Here is an 18,451-nt window from a genome sequence, read left to right as displayed (position 1 = left end):
AGAAAGTCTTCCAAAAAATTGCGCATATGACTGGAGAACCTTAATTTTAAACAGGAAATCAACCAACAGGCTGTTGGAGAAAATTGATAACTTCTCAAAAAATTTGACGCAGAAAGTATTTGTAGTCCGTGCCGAAGATGACATATGGCTGACGGAAAAAGGAGTATTAAGCTTATTGAATAATACCTATCCTAATCTTAAGCCCACTTACAGGCTGATAGCTGTTTCAGAATCTGATAAAAAGGAAATAGGGCATATCAATTTTTTTAGAAGTTACAACAGTAAACTCTGGGATATTATTTTAAATGAACTGACAGATAAATGAAAAGTACGATAGACAACACCGTAGCATTTGTAAAAGAAAAATTGGAAGGAGCAGAAGCAGGTCATGACTGGTTCCATATTGAAAGGGTCTGGAAGCTGGCCGCCCAAATAGCAGAAACAGAAGATTGTGATAAAGAGGTGGTAGAATTATCTGCACTTCTCCATGATATTGCAGATCCTAAATTCCATGACGGGGATGAAACCATTGCTCCCAAAATATCCAGAACGTTTCTTGAAGAGCAGAATGTTCCGGAAGAAACAATTCAAAAGGTTTTGTTTGTAATTGAAAATATTTCTTTTAAAAACAGGGATCAGGCTCCGGTAAATCCGCCTATTGAACTTCAGATTGTACAGGATGCTGACCGCATTGATGCTATTGGAGCTATCGGAATTGCAAGAACATTCAACTTTGGAGGTTTTAAAAATAATCTGATGTATCATCCGGATATAAAACCCAAACTGGGAATGTCGAAAGAAGAATATAAAAAATCTGACGGAACAACCATCAACCATTTCTATGAAAAGCTGTTGCTTCTGAAAGATATGATGAATACTGAAAAAGGAAAAAAAATGGCCGAAGAAAGACATCATTATATGCTGAATTTTCTCGACCAGTTTTATAAAGAATGGAATGTGGATTAGAAAATTGGCCACAGCTATAGATAAAATATAGAGAAGAAGTATCTTTGTAAAATATGACACTCATTATTTTTATAATATTCCTGGCTTGTGTTCTTTCTTTGGTCCTGTTTAAGGTAAGATCAGGAAGTATGGCCAGATGGGCGAAGCTGTTTCGTATTGTAACAGTCGTTTTTTCAATTTCTGTTTTTACCTATTGGTTTATTAAGAAAAGTGCGGTGGCATTTGTGGATAACTCTGTAGGGCTGCAGGTGGTTAACAAACTTCCCCAGACATTGGATTTTTATCTGATCAATGTGAACAAAACAGATCAAAGTACAGTTCTTGAACCCAAACACATCGGGAAAATACGTCCGGAATATTACAGAATAGAGTACCTGAAAATGGATAAATCCGATGAATACTGGATTGCAGGTTACCTTGGAAAGAAAAATCTTGTGTACTTTTCCCAACATTCTGTACCGAATAAAAATATAGATCAGATTGTTGAAGTGCAGAATTATATTAATCAGAGTATGAAACTTTCTGATGCAGCCAAAAAACAGGTAGATGCCTACAATTATGAGAATACAAAACTGGGAATCTGGATTACATTGGATTTCCTGCTTCTGTTTCTCAATCTGGTACTGCTTCTCAGAAAAAATAAATAAAAAAGGTAATGAGTTCTTATTCTCATTACCTTTTGCTTTTTAAGGATAATCCAGAATCTGCATGATCTGTTCTTTAAATTCTTCGGGACATGATTTGATAAGTTTGTCCTTATTCTGTTTACTGATTTCTTTGGGATCAAGCCATTCGCTTTTATTGGAGTTCAAACTATGGTTGTCATATACTCTTTTTATGGTATGATTTTCATAAAAAATATATTCATCACCCAGCCAGTTATTGGCAATACTGATAGTACAAATTTCCTTTTCCATGATTTATGTTTTAAAATATAATGTTTAGTGAAATACATTATACTCTAATGTACGAAATTTTTCGTTAAGAAAAAGGAATTTTGTTTTTGTTAAATAAATTGAAATCAGCCTGTTTAAATTTTTATTTCTCCAATAACCCTTTATATTAAAAAAGTGTTCCGGTACTTTCAGTTGCCATTTGTGGAATATGAATATCAGTTCCCCATTCCTCATTTACTTTCCTGATGAAATAAGCGGATAATAACGGAGAGGCTTTCTCAATATTCTGATGAACAAAAAAGTAAAGATTCTGCAGGCCTTCTTTTTTCCATTTTGTAAGGTGTTTCAGCCAATCATCCAGTCTTTCGTAGTCACTTTCTGCATTGGCTCCTACATAACGGATAAATGCATTGGGAGTAGTAAGGCGCATATGAAGCATATCTCTTCTTCCGGCAGTATCTACAATAATATTGGTAATGTTATGAGCTTCAAAAAGTTCACATGTTGTATTCAGAATTTCCTCATCAGTAAACCATTCCGTATTGCGGAGTTCTATAGCCAGAGGAACTTCTTTTGGCCATTCTTTTACGAATTTTTCCAGTCTGTCATAATCTTTAGGCTTAAAATTATCATGGAGCTGAAGGAAAGCCATTCCCAGCTTTTCATCAAAATTGATGACAGCAGAAGCAAAATGAGTCACCGGATCGGTAACATCAATCAGTCTTCTGAAATGGGAAACCGTGTTGGTGATCTTAGGAAAAAATTTAAAATTTGCCAGAGTTTTTTCTTTCCAGGTTTTTACCTGGTCCGGAGTTGGCATTCCGTAGAAAGTGGCATTCAGTTCTATAGAATTAAACTGTGTGGCATAATAGGTCAGTTCATCCTTAGTTCCCTTGGGATAAAATCCTTTGAGATCCGTTTTATTCCACTTGGCACATCCGATAGAGATATTTTCCAGTCCTTTTTTATTAAGAGCCAATATCTCTTTCGTTTTGGGATGATCTTTAGGTAATGTGAAATCTATTTTTGAAGGGTCTTCTACTTGTCCGAATTTCATATCTGTAGTTTTGGTATTAAACAATAAACACAAATATAAACCAAAAATCCCAGAGCATTTGACGATTTCCATGGAAAGTAATTAAACATGAAAAATTATTGATTGTAAAATTTTAAGAAATTGAACCCCCTTTGAAATACTCCAGGAACAGGTTTTTTTACATTTTATGTAGAAAATTTTTTAACACTTTTACTAAGTTTCTATTAAGTTTTTTTTAAGGAAATATTAAACATTCTGTTACGTAATGTTAATTCTGTGTTACCATACTTCATTTTTACTAGGTCTAATTTTACACCAAGTTTATAGCGAATAAAATATGAAGAAAAAAATCATCTGTGCTTTTGCTCTGTTATCGTTCGGGTTTGCATTTTCACAGGAAACCAGCTCTAAAATTTTTGGAAGATTAAAGGGAATCTCTTCCGAAGTTACAGTAAAGGTAGTGCACATTCCTACCAATAGTACCTTTGAAACGAAAAGTAACAGCAAAGGTCAGTTCAGCTTAGATAATCTTCAGCCGGGAGGCCCTTATAAAATTGAAATATCTGACGGATCACAGGTAATCTATGAAAATCCGAATCTGCAGCTTTCTTTAGGAAATAATGACTTACCTGTAGTAGATGTAGGAAGTAAAGAGAAAACAATTGATGAGGTAAAAATCACTTCTAAAAAGACCACAGCAAAATATGGAGTGGGAATAAGCCAGGCCCAGATTTCCGGTCTTCCGAATATCAACCGCGGTATTCAGGATGTTACCAAGCTGATTCCCCAGAGTGCTAACAATTCTTTCAACGGAACCAATTTCCGTTATAATAACGTGACTATTGATGGTTCTATCAATAATGACGCTATTGGTTTCAGTCCTTCATTAGGAGGGCAGACAGGTACTTCAGGAATGCCCGGAAGCAGTACCCGTTCCAATTCTATAAGTCTGGATGCTATTCAGGATGTGCAGGTGTATATTGCGCCTTATGATGTAAAACTGGGGAATTTCCTTGGAGGAAGTATCAATGCGGTTACCCGAAGCGGAAGTAACGATGTGACAGGTTCAGTTTATGTATACGGAAGAAACGCTGCAATTACCGGTAGAAACAGGGTTGGGGATAATTCTAAGATGCCTAAGGATTTTGAAGACTTTATCTACGGAGGAAGAGTAGGGTTGCCGGTTGTAAGAGATAAAGTATTCCTGTTTACAAATCTGGAATATACCAAAAGGACAGATCCTGTCTTCTATAATGCCAATGACCAGGGAGCCCTGGTGAATGAACAGGTTGCCCAGCAAATTTCAGACTTTGTACGCAATAAGTACGGATTCAATGTTGGAAGTTTTAACCAGTACAATAACTTCTCTGAAAGTTCTAAACTTTTCAATAAGTTAGATTGGAAAATTAATGACAAACATACTTTATCCATTAAAAACAATACTGTATTTTCACAGGCATCCAATCTGGAAAGAGACGGAGCAAACTTCAGATTCTCCAGCATGGATTTCGTTCAGAAAAACACAGCATCTACCACTACACTCGAACTGAAAAGCCGTTTCAATGATCAATGGAGCAACAATTTAGTCTTGGGTTATTCTTCTATTCATGATTACAGAGATCCTACTTCGGGAAATGCGATGTTTCCACAGGTGGAAATTGCTTACAACGGAGGAACAATCCTGCTGGGTAATGACAGGGAAGCTACTGTTTTCAATATGAAGCAGAAGACCTTTGAAATCACGGACAACCTTACTTATAAAAAGGGAAACCATACCTTCCTGTTGGGAACTCATAATGAATTATATAATATTAACTACGGTTTTGTAAATGCCCTGAACGGAAGAATCTCCTATAAAAGCCTGAATGATTTTTATAACGGAACTCCTGCCAGGATAAGAGGAACTTACCCTTTTAACGGAGACAGCAGACAAACGCTTTTTGATAATCCGTATGCTCAATATAAGGTGAATCTGCTTTCCTTATATCTTCAGGATGAGATCAATTGGGGAAGAGTGAGACTTTCGCCAGGGGTAAGAGTAGATTACACAGACTTACCAAATAAGCCACAATTAAGCCCGTTGGTAACCAATTCGCCTCAGGATCCAAACTATGGAAATACCTATAATTACACTCCACTAAGCCAGCTTACCAACAACTATCTGAATAAGCAGACATTTTCTCCAAGACTTGGATTTACCATTGATCTTACAGAAAACAGATCGATGGTATTAAGAGGAGGTTCTGGTATTTTCGTGGGAAGAATTCCTTTCGCATGGTTAGGATATGCTTATTACAATGACGGGGTAGGTTTCGGAAGTTATGACTACAATTCACCAACACCTGCACAGCTCGCTTCCAACGGAGATCCGCTGAACAGTGCCAATTTCCCGAAATGGCAGAATTCTTCAAAAGTACAGGTAGACCTCATTGATAATAACTTTAAAATGCCAAGAGTGTGGAGAAGCTCTTTAGCTTTCGATTATACCCTTGCCGGATATAAATTAACCTTAGAAGGTATTTATACGAAGGTGCTTTATGACCTGAAATTCCAGCAAGTGAACAAAACGGATAATGTGACGTATTACAGCTATGATGTGAATCATGAAATGCCGGTCTATACCACCAATATCAACAGTAATTTTTCCAATGCCTATCTTTTATCCAATACAAAAGAAGGATATCGTTACAATTTGACAGCACAGCTTTCAAAGTCTTATGATTTCGGATTCAATTTCTTTGTAGCCTACACTTACGGAGATGCTAAAGATATTACTAATGGTATCCGAAACTCGATGGAAAGTAACTGGCAGATGAACCAGTCTCTTACTCCCAACGATCCGAAGCTCACAACATCTAACTTTGCCATCAAAAACAGAGTGGTGGCCAATCTTGGATATGCCTTTAATATTTCTGATATGAACAGATTATACACCAATGTATATTTTAATGCTCAATCAGGAAATCCTTTTTCATGGGGGTTTGTGAACAGTACGATTGCCAATACAGGACAGGCTGCCGGACTTGCATATATCTTTAAAGATGCTGCAGAAGCCTCGAAATATATAGTTCCTATAAAAGATGCTTCGGGGAATGTTTTGGTAACGGCTCAGCAGCAGATTGCAGATTATGAAAACTTTGTTAACAGTAACGACTATCTGAAATCCAGACGAGGGAAATTCACAGAAAGAAACGGAGATGTTACTCCATGGAATATCCAGGCGGATATCAGAATCATGGATGAAATCAGATTGAGTAAGAAATCTAAGAATAATATACAGATCTCATTGAGTATCATCAATTTCACCAATCTGCTGAACAAAGATTGGGGTAAAGTATATTTTGTTCCTAATACTTTCAACTCTACAGCTAGTGTCGGGTTAACAAAAGTAGGAAATGTAGCAGCAGGACAGCCTTCTGCAGGAGATCCTACCTACAACTTTAAAACACCAGGACTGCCTTATACCATTGATCAGTTTGCATCAAGATTTCAGGCACAGCTTGGGGTGAGATATAATTTTTAATAACGCTTTTACATTTTACTTCATAATTCTTTTCAAAGGTCCGGATTTTCTTTCCGGATCTTTTTCATTAATTATAATTATTACTCAATAAATGATAGATTGCTGGCTCAAAATTACACTTTACCTTTATTAAAATCCGTGTGATCTGCGGTTAATCAAAGACAAGTGGTAATAATTCAATAGGAACAGGCTTTAACCCGTTTTCATAAAATAAACATATCCATCGGCTTTAGCCAAAACTTATTAATACCATAGGAAAGGTCTGTGAAAATCTGTGTAATCCGCGGACGAACAAATTAAACTGACTTCATCCCAACCTATTATGTTATAAAACGACAAAAGCACACCTTTCGGTATGCTTTTGTAAATATAGCGTGTTTATTACTTGATCTATGCCTCGCAGCTTGAGCATGATACGAAGTTAACCATCATTTCTTTTGAAACCGATGAACTTCTTTGGTAGTAAAGTGTTTTTACTCCTTTTTTCCATGCTTCAATATAAAGGTAGTTAACATCTTTTACAGGCATTGTAGAAGGAATCTGAAGATTCAGTGATTGTGCCTGGTCAATATATTGCTGTCTCTGTGCCGCCTGAGAAATAATTTCCATTGGAGAAATTTCTTTGAATGTTTTGAATACTGCCTTCTCTTCAGGAGTAAGTTCATTCAGATGCTGTACAGATCCATGGTTGAGCATGATTGTTCTCCATGTTTCCTCGTTATCCAGTCCTTTTTCTTCCAGTAATTTTGCAAGATATTTATTCTTACGCATAAAGTTTCCTTTAGCAAGACCTGCTTTATAGTAGTTGGAAGCAAAAGGTTCAATCCCCGGAGAAGTTTGTCCCAAAATTGCAGAACTTGAAGTGGTAGGAGCAATAGCCATTGTTGTGGTATTTCTCAATCCGTATCCTTTCAGTACTTCCGGTTCTCCATAGATATTGGCAAGCTCTCTTGAAGCCTGCTCAGCCTGTTCTTTGATATGTCTGAATGCTCTTGCGTTGAACTGAGTTGCCTCAAAGCTTTCAAACGGAATCATATTTTTCTGTAAATATGAATGGTATCCTAATACTCCTAATCCTAGGGCTCTGTGACGCATAGCGAAGTTTCTTGCTCCCTGTAGGTAATAGTTACCCTCAGTTTTATCAATGAATTCAGATAAAACAGCATCTAGGAAATATATAGCAAGCTTTACAGCATCTGTATCCTTCCATTCATCATATAGTTCAAGGTTCATGGAAGACAGACAACAGATGAAAGACTCTTCCATAGTAGATGGAAGCATGATTTCAGAACAAAGGTTACTCGCATTCACCGTCATTCCTAAATCTTTATAAACCTGTGGCTTATTTCTGTTGACATTGTCTGTAAAGAAAATATACGGAAGGCCTTTTTGCTGGCGGCTTTCCAGTACTCTTGCCCAGACTTTACGTTTTTCCATATCACCGTCAATCATATCCTGCATCCAGTAATCCGGAACACATACTCCGGTAAACAGGTTCTGAATCGGGCTGCCGATATCTTTAATAGATAAAAATTCTTCAATATCTCCGTGGTCAATATCTAAGTAAGCAGCAAAAGCTCCTCTTCTTACTCCTCCCTGAGAAACAACATCCATAGCCGTATCGAAAAGCTTCATAAATGAAACTGCTCCTGAAGACTTTCCGTTGTCAGTTACCGCTGTTCCCCTGTTTCTTAATTCTCCGAAATACCCTGAAGTGCCTCCTCCGATTTTAGTCTGCATGATCACTTCACCCATTTTGTGGGTAATTCCTTCAATGCTGTCCGGGATGTGAACGTTGAAACATGAGATAGGAAGACCTCTCTGAGTTCCCATATTAGCCCATACAGGAGAAGAGAAACTGATCCATCCTTTCGTGATCATTTCTTTGAATGCCGGTTGAAGTTCAGGTTTGTATAACCTTTTTGCAGCAGCGGTGGTAATTCTGTCGATTGCTCCGTCTACTGTTTCACCTTTCAACAGATATCCTCTGTTAAGCATCTGCTCAGACTCTTCATTGAGCCACCATATATTTGAATTTTGCTCTTCCATAGATGTTATATTTTCGAATTCCGGAATGAAGGGAATCACTCCGGAATTTTGTTTTTTTATTATATTGATTGTAAAATTTCTACTTTGTGGGAACCGTTCAGCCCGCTTTCATCTCTTAATCTCTGAAATTCTTTAAAAGACGGAACATTCAAAACCTCATGCTGAACTTCTTCATTGATGTAGTTTGAATAATGTACAAAAGTAACACCATCTTCCTTTACAAAAACTTTATACTCAAAGGTGGAAGGATCTAAATTTTTGAAATCTTCCAGAAACTTTTGGATATTAGCTTTATTGTTTGGAACAAAGTCGGGGTTTACCGTATAAGTTACTATTACATTAATCATTCCCTTGATATTTGTGCTTTATTATAAACTGCATTCTTATAATGCCAGAAAAGAATTGCTCCTGATACTGACTGCATTGACGCTCGCTGCGCTCGCGCCCGGATTAAAACAAATCGTTTGCTGTAATACTTTTATCGTGTTTCGTATAGTCTACAGGTCTTTTAGCGAAGAAATCATCTAATGAATTGGCGAAAACTTCTTCCTCGAACCATACCATTGGTCTGTATTGCTCAGGAGTGATGTTGTATCTTGTTTTCATGTTGATTTTCTTCAAACTGTCATCTACACGGTATTTCATGAAGTTTAACAGGTCTTCTTTGGAAACATTGTCAATTTCTCCCAATTCAAAGATCCAGCTAAGGATATCACCTTCTCTTGCGATAGACTCATCTACAAGGGTATAGATATCTTCAATATCGCTGTCCGTTAATAAGTCCGGTTGTTCTTCACGGATTTTGTTGATCAGGTAGATTCCTGCATTGGCGTGAATCTGCTCATCTACTGAAGTCCATGCAATGATATTGGAAACATTTTTCATGAATCCTTTGAATCTTGTGAAAGAAAGGATGATGGCAAACTGCGAGAAAAGAGAAACGTTTTCCACTAAGATACTGAATAACAATAAAGCGGAAACATATTCTTTCGGAGTAGCAGAATTAGCATGTTTTAAAGCATTTCCAAGAAACTCGATTCTTCCTTTTACAGCAGGAATTTCGATTACATTAAGGAATTCATCGTTATATCCTAAAACCTCTAATAAACGGGAATATGCTTCAGAATGACGGAACTCGCATTCTGCAAAAGTAGATCCTAATCCATTGAATTCCGGCTTTGGTAAGTGGTTGTATAAATTCCCCCAGAATGTCTTTACAGACACCTCGATCTGTGCAATGGCTAACAGCGCATTCTTCACAGCATGCTTTTCGTGTGGTTCCAACTGCGAATGAAAATCCTGAACATCTGCAGTAAAGTCCACTTCCGAATGTACCCAGAACGATTTGTTGATGGCTTCTACAAATTGAAGAACCTCCGGGTATTCAAATGGCTTATAGCTTACTCTTTTATCAAAAATTCCCATATTAAATATCTTTATAATTAAATAATTTAGATCCTTGTGGATAACGTTCCGGAAATACTTAAGTTTTTGTTTTTCTGCAGGTTGTGAATTAGGGTTATCCACTTTTGCAAATCCATATTTCTTGTAAAGAACTAATAGCAAAGTTCGAAAAAAAGAACTGATTTTGAAAGGGGTAAATACTAATCGGCTGACTTTTAGCCTGAAAAGTTTTCCACATTTACATGAAACAGCCTCGTATAATAGGCTAAACAGCAATCTTGAGGATAAATAGATCGAAATGTGAAGTTACAGTTAAACGATATTTTATAAACTGCTATTAATAAAGGGTTAATTTGTTAAACAAAAAAATATTTGAATAAATTTTTATTCTTGTAACAATTTGAAAATATCATCTACTTATTGGGTATAAAACATACATCACTTAATGTTAGTAATTCAGGATTTAAATAAGTCATACGATACAGGGAAAAGCAAACTTCATGTTCTTAAAGGAATTAATCTGAATATTTCTGAAGGGGAGTTTGTTTCTATTATGGGAAGTTCCGGTTCCGGAAAATCTACACTTCTTAATATTATTGGGATTCTGGATGAAAAAGATTCAGGAACTTACGAGTTGGATGGAGTTCCCATCGAACATTTATCTGAGGTAAAAGCTGCGGAATACAGAAGCAGATTTTTAGGATTTATTTTTCAGTCTTTCAACCTTATCAATTACAAAACAGCTTTGGAGAATATAGCGCTTCCGTTATATTATCAGAATGTACCACGAAAAGAGCGAAACCAGAAAGCTATGGAATATCTGGAAAAAGTTGGGCTGGCTCAATGGGCAAACCACCTTCCGAGTGAACTTTCCGGAGGGCAGAAGCAGAGAGTAGCCATTGCAAGAGCTTTGATTACCAATCCGAAAGTGGTACTGGCAGATGAACCTACCGGAGCACTCGATTCCAAAACCACTCATGATATTATGAAGCTTCTTCAGGATATCAATAATGAAGGGAAAACAATCATTGTGGTAACCCATGAACCGGATGTCGCTGCACAGACCAAAAGGAATGTAGTCCTGAAGGACGGGATTATTGAAAGTGATGAGTTTATTAAGCAGATTGTACTTTAGGAATTTGATAAATTAAAATAAGATAATTTGGAAATTTACTGATTCAGTTTTTAATCTTTAAATACCAATAAAAATGTTTGACCTAGATCGTTGGCAGGAAATATTCAGTTCTATCCGGAGTAATGTACTTCGGACAGTGCTTTCGGGGTTTACGGTGGCTTTGGGACTGTTTATTTTCATTGTACTTTTCGGAATTGGAAAAGGACTTCAGAATGCTTTCTCTGAAGGATTTTCGGGAGATGCCAAAAACCTGATTACCATTACTACAGGAAAAACGACATTGGCTTATAAAGGATTACAGTCTGACCGTACGGTTACGTTGAATAATGGTGACTATGATTTCCTTATCAATGCTGATAAAAAGAATGTAGGAGCTTCCAGCCCGAGATATAATGCCAGCTTAATGGTAAAGTATGGCAAAGAAAGCGGGATTTATCAGGTACATGGCGCAGAACCTGGTGAACAGGTGATCGAGAACCGAAAAATGATTGATGGGCGATACATTACCCCAAGAGATCTGGAAGGGAAACAAAACGTGGCTGTTATCGGAAGAATGGTACAGAGGGATTTGATTAAAAACGGAAGCCCGGTAGGAAAAGAACTCGATATCAATGGAACCATGTTTAAGGTGGTAGGCGTATTCTCTGATGACGGTGGAGACTGGGACGAAAGACATATCACAGTACCTATTACCACTTTACAGCAGATGAAAAAAGGATCGGATACGGTGAACATTGCCTATATCTCCTATAGTGATAAACTGACTCCTCAGGAAGCCATTAAATATGGTGATGAGCTTAAAGATAAACTGAAATCAAGAAAAAATGTCTCTCCTGATGACGAAAACGGTGTCCGTGTCTGGAACAATGCCAAAAATATGAATGACACCTTTACATTTATGGCGGTACTTACTGCAATTGTAGGATTTATCGGATTAGGAACATTGCTTGCCGGAATTATCGGGATCAGTAACATCATGGTGTATATCGTAAAAGAAAGAACCAAAGAAATCGGAGTACGAAAAGCTATTGGGGCAAAACCGAGCGGAATTGTGGGGCTGATTGTTCAGGAAAGTGTTGTAATTACAGTAGTGTCCGGACTTGTTGGAGTAGGAATAGGGGTTTTGACGTTAAATCTTATCGGGAACAGCCTTGAAGAGTTCTTCATTAAAAGCCCGAGCGTAGGATGGGGAGCTATTGTTATGGCATTTATTGCCCTGATTTTTTCAGGGCTGATTGCAGGATTTGTTCCCGCATACAGAGCCTCAAGGATCAAACCGATCGAAGCTTTGAGAACAGAGTAATTTGTGAAAAAGATAAACGGATTAATGAATTGATAACTCATAATTTATAACTTATAATTCAACAAGGTGAATATCATATTTAAAAAAGACACTTGGCAGGAAATTTACTATTCATTGAGGAATAATAAACTCCGGACATTTCTTACCATGATTGGCGTAGGATGGGGAATGTTTTTGTATGTGAGCCTTCTTGGAGCTGCAAAAGGAATGGAGAATGGTTTTGATAAATTATTTTCCGGTTTTGCGACCAATTCCATCTTCCTGTGGGCGCAGAAAACATCTATCCCATACGAAGGGTTTCCTAAAGGAAGAGAAGTTCACCTGAACCTGAATGATATGGAAATGCTGAAAAGAAAAGTGACAGCCATAGATTATATATCGCCGCAGAATGCCAGAGGAAGCTTTACCGGAACGCCGGGAGAAGCCATGTCAAGAAACGGGAAGAACGGGACCTATTCGCTTACCGGAGATTATTCTGTAGGAAATAAAATTTCAGAAAAGAAGTTGATCTTCGGACGCTATATCAATGATGCCGATGTTTCCGGGAATAAAAATGTAGTGGTGATAGGAGAAGAAATTTATAAAAACTTCTTTGATTCCAAGAAAAAAGAAAATCCAATAGGAAAGTCTATCAATATCAAAGGGCTGTTTTTTAATGTAATCGGAGTTTTCCGTGTAAAAAAAGGAGGCGGATTTGAAAATGACCAGACTGCTTTTATCCCGCTTTCCACGTATACGAAGATGTATAATGCAGGAGACCAGATCGATATGTTTGCTATTGTAAGCAAGCCTAATGCAAATGTTAACTCAGTAGAAGAAGATGTAAAGCAGGCTTTAAAAACCAAGAATAAAGTATCTCCTGAAGATACCAACGCTTTCGGTAGCTTCAATCTTGGGAAAGAATTTAAAAAGCTTACCGGTTTTCTTACAGGAATGCAGCTGCTGACGATTATCGTAGGTACACTGACCATCCTTGCAGGAGTAATTGCTATTTCAAATATCCTTTTGATTACAGTAAAAGAAAGAACCAAAGAAATCGGGATCAGAAGGGCGTTGGGTGCCAAACCTGCTGAGGTAAGAAATCAGATTTTGCTGGAAAGTGTTGTTATTACGCTCTCCTCAGGATTAATAGGTTTTATGTCCGGGATTTTTGTCCTCATGATTCTTAATGCTGTTACTCAGGGCCAAGACTCATTCCCATTCTATAACCCGACGGTCAACTATGGAAACGTATTTGCGGCAATGGCGGTAATGGTGGTTTTAGGGCTGGTTATCGGGATGATTCCCGCACAGAGAGCTGTGAAAATTAAACCTATTGAAGCATTAAGAACAGAGTAATTAATTTGAAAAATGAAGCAATCTGAAAAATAAAGAGAAACGATTGATATATGAACGAAATCAATCTTTCAATCTTTTAATTTTTCAATCCATTTAATAAAAAATAAACTATATACATATGAAAAAGAAATTCACTTGGAAAAAAGCCATTTATATAGTGTTGGGGCTTTTATTTGCAGTGGCATTATTCTCAGGGATTGGCTATCTTATAAAATCTAACTCTAAGGAAGGAGAAGCTTTCCTTACCCGCAAGCCTACCGTTCAGAATATGGATGATAAGGTAATGGCTACAGGGAAAATTGTTCCGAAAGAAGAAATTGAGATCAAACCCAATATTGCGGGGATTATAGATAAAATCTTAGTAAAAGAAGGAGATAAGGTAGAAGTAGGACAACTGATTGCTACCGTAAAAATTGTTCCAAGTATTTCTGAAGTAAACGCTGCTCAGCAGGAAGTTCAGAATGCACAGATCCAGATCAGTAACGCCCAGATGAATGTAGGAAATATGCAGAAACAGTTTGATATGCAGGAAAAGCTTTACAAGCAGGGTGTGGCTTCAAAACAGGAATTTCTTAATTCTCAGCAGCAGTTATTCTCCCAGCAGCAGGCTTTGAAAAATGCCCAGCAGCAATTGAACACCGCTCAAAAAAGATTACAGATCGCTAAAACAGGAGCAACTCCGGAGCTTAAAGGACAGGGACTGGCGACTACCGAGATCCGTTCCAAAGCTTCAGGTACCGTACTTGAAGTACCTGTTAAAGCAGGAAGTCAGGTGATTGAAGCCAATAACTTCAATGCGGGAACTACAATCTGCTCGGTTGCAGATTTAAATGTGTTGATCTTTAAGGGTGAAATCGATGAAGCACAGGCAGGAAAATTAAGCGAAGGGATGGATATGAATATCGTAATCGGAGCATTACAAAACAAAACTTTCCCCGGAAAACTGACTATGATTGCCCCTAAAGGAAAAGATAATGCGGGAACTATTAAATTTCCGGTAGAAGGTAACGTAAGTAATCCTAATAATGAGTATATTAGAGCAGGTTTTTCTGCAAATGGTGAAATTGTTTTGAGTTCTCAGAAAAACGCATTATTATTGGACGAATCTTTAGTGCAGTATGAAAAGAAGCAAGGAAAAGATGTTCCTTTTGTAGAAACCAAACAAAAAGACGGTAAGTTCAAGAAAGTATATGTGAAACTGGGAGCAAGTGACGGAATCAATGTTCAGATTCTTCCGGGATCAAATATCACAAAAGATACTGAAGTGAAAGTTTGGAACCCGTCAGATAAAGACAAAGAAGAGCTGAAAGAAAAGGCTAATAAAAAATAATAAACTACACTATACACTTTTAAACTGTAATCCTGGAGGAATTCTTTTTCTCCGGGATTTTTTATACCAAAATTTTAAAAGAGTAAATCCCTATATTTGAATCAAATAAATCCATGAAAATGTGTCGATACGCTGGGAAAACCTATAAATCACATTATGCATGTTTTAAATGCCGGAAATCATTTAAGCAGGCAGATAGTAGTGATATTTTATGTCGGATCAAAAAAGAAAAAATATACCACGAGCCAGGGAAGACAATTCGGAATGTAGGATATGTTTTCACGAAAGCAGAGGTAAAAGAACTGCAAAAAATTGTTTCAGAGATTGAAAACCGGACTGTAAAATGCCCTGAATGCAGCAATATGATGGCTGATCTGGGAAAAGATTTCAAGGCCCCTAAAAAAACAGCTGTCAAAGAATGGAAGATGATAGAAAGTCTTTTCAAAACAGGAAAATGTTTTCATTCCTGTGGCTGCGACGGAATAGGGTATATTCCTGAAAACCCCAAAGACTATGAAGCGTATCTGAATAATATGTTGAAAACCTATCAGGAATATTTAGCTGCCTGCCAGAAAACTCCTATAGAGGAATGTCCCGGAAAGAATGACGAAATTAAATATTGGTCTGACAATATTCAGAAAATAACAACTGAAATTATTGGTAACAGGTTTGAAATAACAGTGTAACGGAAAAGAAGTTTAAACTGTCTTATCTTTAAATTCCTATTATACCTATGAAAAAAGACTACTGGATTCTGTTTCTTTTTATCATTGCAAAATTTGTTCTTCAATATTCATTGATAAGTCCTGAATATGAACTTCACAGGGATGAATATCTGCATCTCGATCAGGCGAATCATTCTGCATGGGGATATCTTTCTGTTCCACCCGTCAATTCCTGGATAGCCTGGATCATTAAAATGTTGGGAAACTCCGTATTCTGGGTTAAATTCTTTCCTGCTTTATTGGGAGCAATGACAATAGCTCTGGCGTGGAAAGTTGTTGAAGAACTGAATGGGAGTCTTTTTGCTAAAATGCTTACCGCGTTAGGTATTTTATTGTCTGTACTTCTTCGGGTAAATATGTTATTCCAGCCGACATCACTGGAAATTTTCCTGTGGTTATGTCTTTATTATAGTCTAATTAAATATGTTAATTCCCAAAAAGTTAAGTGGATTTACACAGGAGCAGTCATTTTCGGAATAGGAATATTGAATCAATATAATATTGCTTTTTCAGTCCTTGGACTTATTCCTGCATTTCTGTTAACAGAGCAGAGGAAAATCTTTATGCTCTCTCATGTGTATTGGGCAGCACTTTTGGTTTTAATTATTGTTTTTCCCAACCTTTTATGGCAGTATCAGAATCATTTTCCGGTAATTCATCATATGAAAGAACTTTCAGAAAAACAGCTTGTACATGTAGACCGGATGGATTTTATGAAATCTCAGATTCTCTTTTTCATAGGTGTCATTTTTGTTATTGTAACAGGCTGGGGAGCATTACTGCTGTATAAGCCTTTTGAGAAATTCCGGTTTTTCTTCTGGAGCTATATTATTACAATTATCCTGTTCTTGTTTTTTAAAGCAAAAGACTACTATGCCATAGGACTCTATCCCGTTTATATTGCCTTTGGTGCAGTTATCTGGGGCATTTATTTGAAAAAGGATGGAGAAGGTTCTTGAAGCCCGTCAGCATTCTCATTCCGATACTTTTATTTCTTCCTTTATATAATGTAGCCTTTCCGAATAAAAGTCCTGAATATATAGTCTCTCACCAGGATCAGTATAAAAAATTCGGATTGCTTCGCTGGGAAGATGGAAAAGACCATGCTTTACCACAGGATTTTGCGGATATGCAGGGCTGGAAAGAACTGGCTCAAAAAGTGGATAAGGAATATTCCAAACTGGCAAAAACCGGAAACACAATGGTGTTGTGCGACAATTATGGACAGGCCGGGGCGATTAATTATTATTCAAAGGCGTGTGTTGTAGCCATGTCATTTCATGCAGACTATATCAATTGGATAGATTTAAGCAGAAAATACAAAAATGTAATCAGGGTTAAAGATGCTCCCGAAGCAGGAAAAGAACTTAAAGAATCCGGTTCCTTTTTTGAAGTTGCGGAACTAAAGGATTCTATTACCAACCCATATGCGAGGGAAAAAGGAACAGCTGTTTTCAGCCTTCAGGGAGCGAAAATAAATATCAATAAAAGAATTCAGGACGAAATTACCGAAGTTAAAAATGAATGGAAATAGTTTTTCAGTAGAAGTGGTAAATGACCATTTGTTTATGGAATAAAGAAAATAGATAAAAAACATTATTGCAACTATATTGCATTAATTGATTTTGCTTTACCTTTGTATTATCAATTATCAATTATCAACTGAACTATGGAAAATAAAAACTTTGATGTTATCATAATAGGAGGAAGTTATTCAGGATTATCTGCGGGAATGTCTTTGGGAAGATCATTAAGGGATGTTTTGATCATTGATAACGGAAAACCTTGTAACAGACAGACACCACATTCTCACAACTTTATTACCCATGATGGGAAAACACCATCAGAAATTTCACAACTGGCAAAAAAAGATGTTGAAAAATACAATACTGTCAGTTTCTATAACGGAACCGCTGTGAAAATACAAAAGACCAATGAAGGTTTTAAAATTGAAACTTCATCTGGTGAAAAATTCAATTCTAAAAAACTTATTATTGCTTCCGGGGTGAAGGATGTCATGCCTGATATTCCCGGATTTGCAGAATGTTGGGGGATTTCTGTTATACACTGTCCATACTGCCATGGCTATGAAGTAAAAAATGAAGTCACAGGAATTCTTTCCAATGGAGATATGGCTTACGAATTTTCAAAGCTGATTTTTAATCTGACCAAAAGCCTTACCCTGTTTACGAACGGAAAGGCTTCCCTTACTGATGAACAAATAAAGAAACTGGCTCAGAATAAAATTAATCTTAATGAAGATGAGATTGAAAAGATAGAACATGACAACGGATCTATTCAGAAAATTATTTTCAAAAACGGAAAAGAGGTTTCTTTAAAGGCTTTATATGCTAAGATTCCTTTTGAGCAAAATATCAATGTATCTGCTGATCTGGGATGTGAATTGACAGAACAGGGATTTATTAAAGTGGATATGATGCAGAAAACAAATGTTCCCGGAGTATTTGCCTGTGGAGATAATGTGACCATGATGCGCTCCGTGGCCAATGCAATTGCACAGGGAAATTTTGCAGGTGCCGTGGTTAATAAGGAGCTTTCAGATGAAGAATTTTAGAAACATTCTGATGTCATTAAAACAATCATAATGTTGGATTTATTGATGAATGTTTTCATTTTTTAGTGTTTAAAAATCATTTTTGCAATAGGGAAATCTCGACGAAAATTCCGTACATTTGGGGTGAAAATTTCAAAAACTAAAAGTAAAATGGATATTATTTTCGACCTG

Annotated in this window: 16 protein-coding genes and 1 pseudogene; 12 read left to right on the top strand and 5 right to left on the bottom strand. The window is 36.9% G+C overall.

Going from position 1 to position 18,451, the window contains the following annotated elements:
• The 3 genes and pseudogenes from ACE3RB_RS17960 to ACE3RB_RS17950 all read left to right on the top strand — a co-directional run.
• Nucleotides 1-325: pseudogene (locus tag ACE3RB_RS17960) on the top strand (alpha/beta hydrolase); the annotation flags it as partial.
• Nucleotides 322-966, top strand: coding sequence for an HD domain-containing protein (locus tag ACE3RB_RS17955; RefSeq protein ID WP_374465473.1), 645 nt, complete (start codon nucleotides 322-324; stop codon nucleotides 964-966). The pseudogene ACE3RB_RS17960 and the gene ACE3RB_RS17955, both read left to right, overlap by 4 nt.
• 53 nt (nucleotides 967-1,019) lie before the next feature.
• Nucleotides 1,020-1,613, top strand: a complete 594-nt coding sequence (locus ACE3RB_RS17950) for a hypothetical protein (RefSeq protein WP_374465472.1) — start codon at nucleotides 1,020-1,022, stop codon at nucleotides 1,611-1,613.
• A gap of 39 nt (nucleotides 1,614-1,652) precedes the next feature.
• Here the strand turns inward: ACE3RB_RS17950 and ACE3RB_RS17945 are convergent, their stop codons facing one another.
• Together ACE3RB_RS17945 and ACE3RB_RS17940 are read right to left on the bottom strand one after the other, a co-directional pair.
• Nucleotides 1,653-1,883: a hypothetical protein gene (locus ACE3RB_RS17945; RefSeq protein ID WP_374465471.1), complete on the bottom strand. Its 231-nt coding sequence runs from the start codon at nucleotides 1,881-1,883 to the stop codon at nucleotides 1,653-1,655.
• A gap of 145 nt (nucleotides 1,884-2,028) precedes the next feature.
• Complete coding sequence (locus ACE3RB_RS17940) at nucleotides 2,029-2,919, bottom strand: DUF72 domain-containing protein (protein WP_374465470.1); 891 nt, start codon at nucleotides 2,917-2,919, stop codon at nucleotides 2,029-2,031.
• 316 nt (nucleotides 2,920-3,235) lie between these two features.
• On the opposite strand from ACE3RB_RS17940, the gene ACE3RB_RS17935 reads away from it, so the two are divergent.
• A complete protein-coding gene (locus ACE3RB_RS17935) occupies nucleotides 3,236-6,421 on the top strand; it encodes a TonB-dependent receptor (protein ID WP_374465469.1) in 3,186 nt (1,061 codons plus the stop codon).
• Between the two features lie 390 nt (nucleotides 6,422-6,811).
• Here ACE3RB_RS17935 and ACE3RB_RS17930 read toward each other — a convergent pair whose 3' ends face one another.
• The 3 genes from ACE3RB_RS17930 to ACE3RB_RS17920 all read right to left on the bottom strand — a co-directional run bounded on the left by ACE3RB_RS17930 (nucleotide 6,812) and on the right by ACE3RB_RS17920 (nucleotide 9,895).
• Nucleotides 6,812-8,470: a ribonucleoside-diphosphate reductase subunit alpha gene (locus ACE3RB_RS17930; protein WP_002977026.1), complete on the bottom strand. Its 1,659-nt coding sequence runs from the start codon at nucleotides 8,468-8,470 to the stop codon at nucleotides 6,812-6,814.
• 59 nt (nucleotides 8,471-8,529) lie between these two features.
• Nucleotides 8,530-8,817 (bottom strand): hypothetical protein, encoded by a 288-nt coding sequence (locus ACE3RB_RS17925; protein WP_374465468.1) that lies wholly within the window; start codon nucleotides 8,815-8,817, stop codon nucleotides 8,530-8,532.
• 103 nt (nucleotides 8,818-8,920) lie between these two features.
• The gene (locus ACE3RB_RS17920) at nucleotides 8,921-9,895 is read right to left on the bottom strand and encodes a ribonucleotide-diphosphate reductase subunit beta (protein ID WP_041461620.1); all 975 of its coding nucleotides are present in this window, start codon (nucleotides 9,893-9,895) and stop codon (nucleotides 8,921-8,923) included.
• A gap of 424 nt (nucleotides 9,896-10,319) precedes the next feature.
• Between ACE3RB_RS17920 and ACE3RB_RS17915 the strand changes: the two genes are divergently transcribed.
• From ACE3RB_RS17915 to ACE3RB_RS17880, 8 genes are all read left to right on the top strand, one after another.
• On the top strand, nucleotides 10,320-11,009 hold the full coding sequence (locus ACE3RB_RS17915) for an ABC transporter ATP-binding protein (protein WP_374465467.1): 690 nt from the start codon (nucleotides 10,320-10,322) through the stop codon (nucleotides 11,007-11,009).
• 73 nt (nucleotides 11,010-11,082) lie between these two features.
• A complete protein-coding gene (locus tag ACE3RB_RS17910; RefSeq protein WP_374465466.1) occupies nucleotides 11,083-12,312 on the top strand; it encodes an ABC transporter permease in 1,230 nt (409 codons plus the stop codon).
• 66 nt (nucleotides 12,313-12,378) lie between these two features.
• A complete protein-coding gene (locus ACE3RB_RS17905; RefSeq protein WP_374465465.1) occupies nucleotides 12,379-13,650 on the top strand; it encodes an ABC transporter permease in 1,272 nt (423 codons plus the stop codon).
• 118 nt (nucleotides 13,651-13,768) lie between these two features.
• On the top strand, nucleotides 13,769-14,980 hold the full coding sequence (locus ACE3RB_RS17900; protein WP_374465464.1) for an efflux RND transporter periplasmic adaptor subunit: 1,212 nt from the start codon (nucleotides 13,769-13,771) through the stop codon (nucleotides 14,978-14,980).
• A gap of 119 nt (nucleotides 14,981-15,099) precedes the next feature.
• Nucleotides 15,100-15,666, top strand: a complete 567-nt coding sequence (locus ACE3RB_RS17895) for a hypothetical protein (protein WP_374465463.1) — start codon at nucleotides 15,100-15,102, stop codon at nucleotides 15,664-15,666.
• A gap of 47 nt (nucleotides 15,667-15,713) precedes the next feature.
• Nucleotides 15,714-16,664: a glycosyltransferase family 39 protein gene (locus ACE3RB_RS17890; protein WP_374465462.1), complete on the top strand. Its 951-nt coding sequence runs from the start codon at nucleotides 15,714-15,716 to the stop codon at nucleotides 16,662-16,664.
• Nucleotides 16,661-17,239 carry a hypothetical protein gene (locus ACE3RB_RS17885; protein WP_374465461.1) on the top strand — a complete coding sequence of 193 codons (579 nt, stop codon included), beginning with the start codon at nucleotides 16,661-16,663 and terminating at the stop codon, nucleotides 17,237-17,239. Before ACE3RB_RS17890 ends, ACE3RB_RS17885 begins: the two co-directional genes overlap by 4 nt.
• Nucleotides 17,240-17,374: 135 nt before the next feature.
• Complete coding sequence (locus tag ACE3RB_RS17880; RefSeq protein ID WP_374465460.1) at nucleotides 17,375-18,280, top strand: NAD(P)/FAD-dependent oxidoreductase; 906 nt, start codon at nucleotides 17,375-17,377, stop codon at nucleotides 18,278-18,280.
• The last annotated feature ends 171 nt before the right edge of the window (nucleotides 18,281-18,451 follow it).

Source organism: Chryseobacterium sp. (assembly GCF_041914225.1).
Lineage (GTDB): Bacteria > Bacteroidota > Bacteroidia > Flavobacteriales > Weeksellaceae > Chryseobacterium.
This window is presented reverse-complemented; position numbering and strand designations above follow the sequence as displayed.

Excerpts from the sequence above, each read along its gene's own strand:
- ACE3RB_RS17915 (WP_374465467.1), top strand. The coding sequence starts at position 10,320 with ATGTTAGTAATTCAGGATTTAAATAAGTCATACGATACAGGGAAAAGC.
- ACE3RB_RS17890 (WP_374465462.1), top strand. The coding sequence starts at position 15,714 with ATGAAAAAAGACTACTGGATTCTGTTTCTTTTTATCATTGCAAAATTT.
- ACE3RB_RS17900 (WP_374465464.1), top strand. The coding sequence starts at position 13,769 with ATGAAAAAGAAATTCACTTGGAAAAAAGCCATTTATATAGTGTTGGGG.
- ACE3RB_RS17930 (WP_002977026.1), bottom strand. The coding sequence starts at position 8,470 with ATGGAAGAGCAAAATTCAAATATATGGTGGCTCAATGAAGAGTCTGAG.
- ACE3RB_RS17940 (WP_374465470.1), bottom strand. The coding sequence starts at position 2,919 with ATGAAATTCGGACAAGTAGAAGACCCTTCAAAAATAGATTTCACATTA.
- ACE3RB_RS17925 (WP_374465468.1), bottom strand. The coding sequence starts at position 8,817 with ATGATTAATGTAATAGTAACTTATACGGTAAACCCCGACTTTGTTCCA.
- ACE3RB_RS17895 (WP_374465463.1), top strand. The coding sequence starts at position 15,100 with ATGTGTCGATACGCTGGGAAAACCTATAAATCACATTATGCATGTTTT.
- ACE3RB_RS17920 (WP_041461620.1), bottom strand. The coding sequence starts at position 9,895 with ATGGGAATTTTTGATAAAAGAGTAAGCTATAAGCCATTTGAATACCCG.
- ACE3RB_RS17910 (WP_374465466.1), top strand. The coding sequence starts at position 11,083 with ATGTTTGACCTAGATCGTTGGCAGGAAATATTCAGTTCTATCCGGAGT.
- ACE3RB_RS17880 (WP_374465460.1), top strand. The coding sequence starts at position 17,375 with ATGGAAAATAAAAACTTTGATGTTATCATAATAGGAGGAAGTTATTCA.
- ACE3RB_RS17955 (WP_374465473.1), top strand. The coding sequence starts at position 322 with ATGAAAAGTACGATAGACAACACCGTAGCATTTGTAAAAGAAAAATTG.
- ACE3RB_RS17950 (WP_374465472.1), top strand. The coding sequence starts at position 1,020 with ATGACACTCATTATTTTTATAATATTCCTGGCTTGTGTTCTTTCTTTG.
- ACE3RB_RS17935 (WP_374465469.1), top strand. The coding sequence starts at position 3,236 with ATGAAGAAAAAAATCATCTGTGCTTTTGCTCTGTTATCGTTCGGGTTT.
- ACE3RB_RS17945 (WP_374465471.1), bottom strand. The coding sequence starts at position 1,883 with ATGGAAAAGGAAATTTGTACTATCAGTATTGCCAATAACTGGCTGGGT.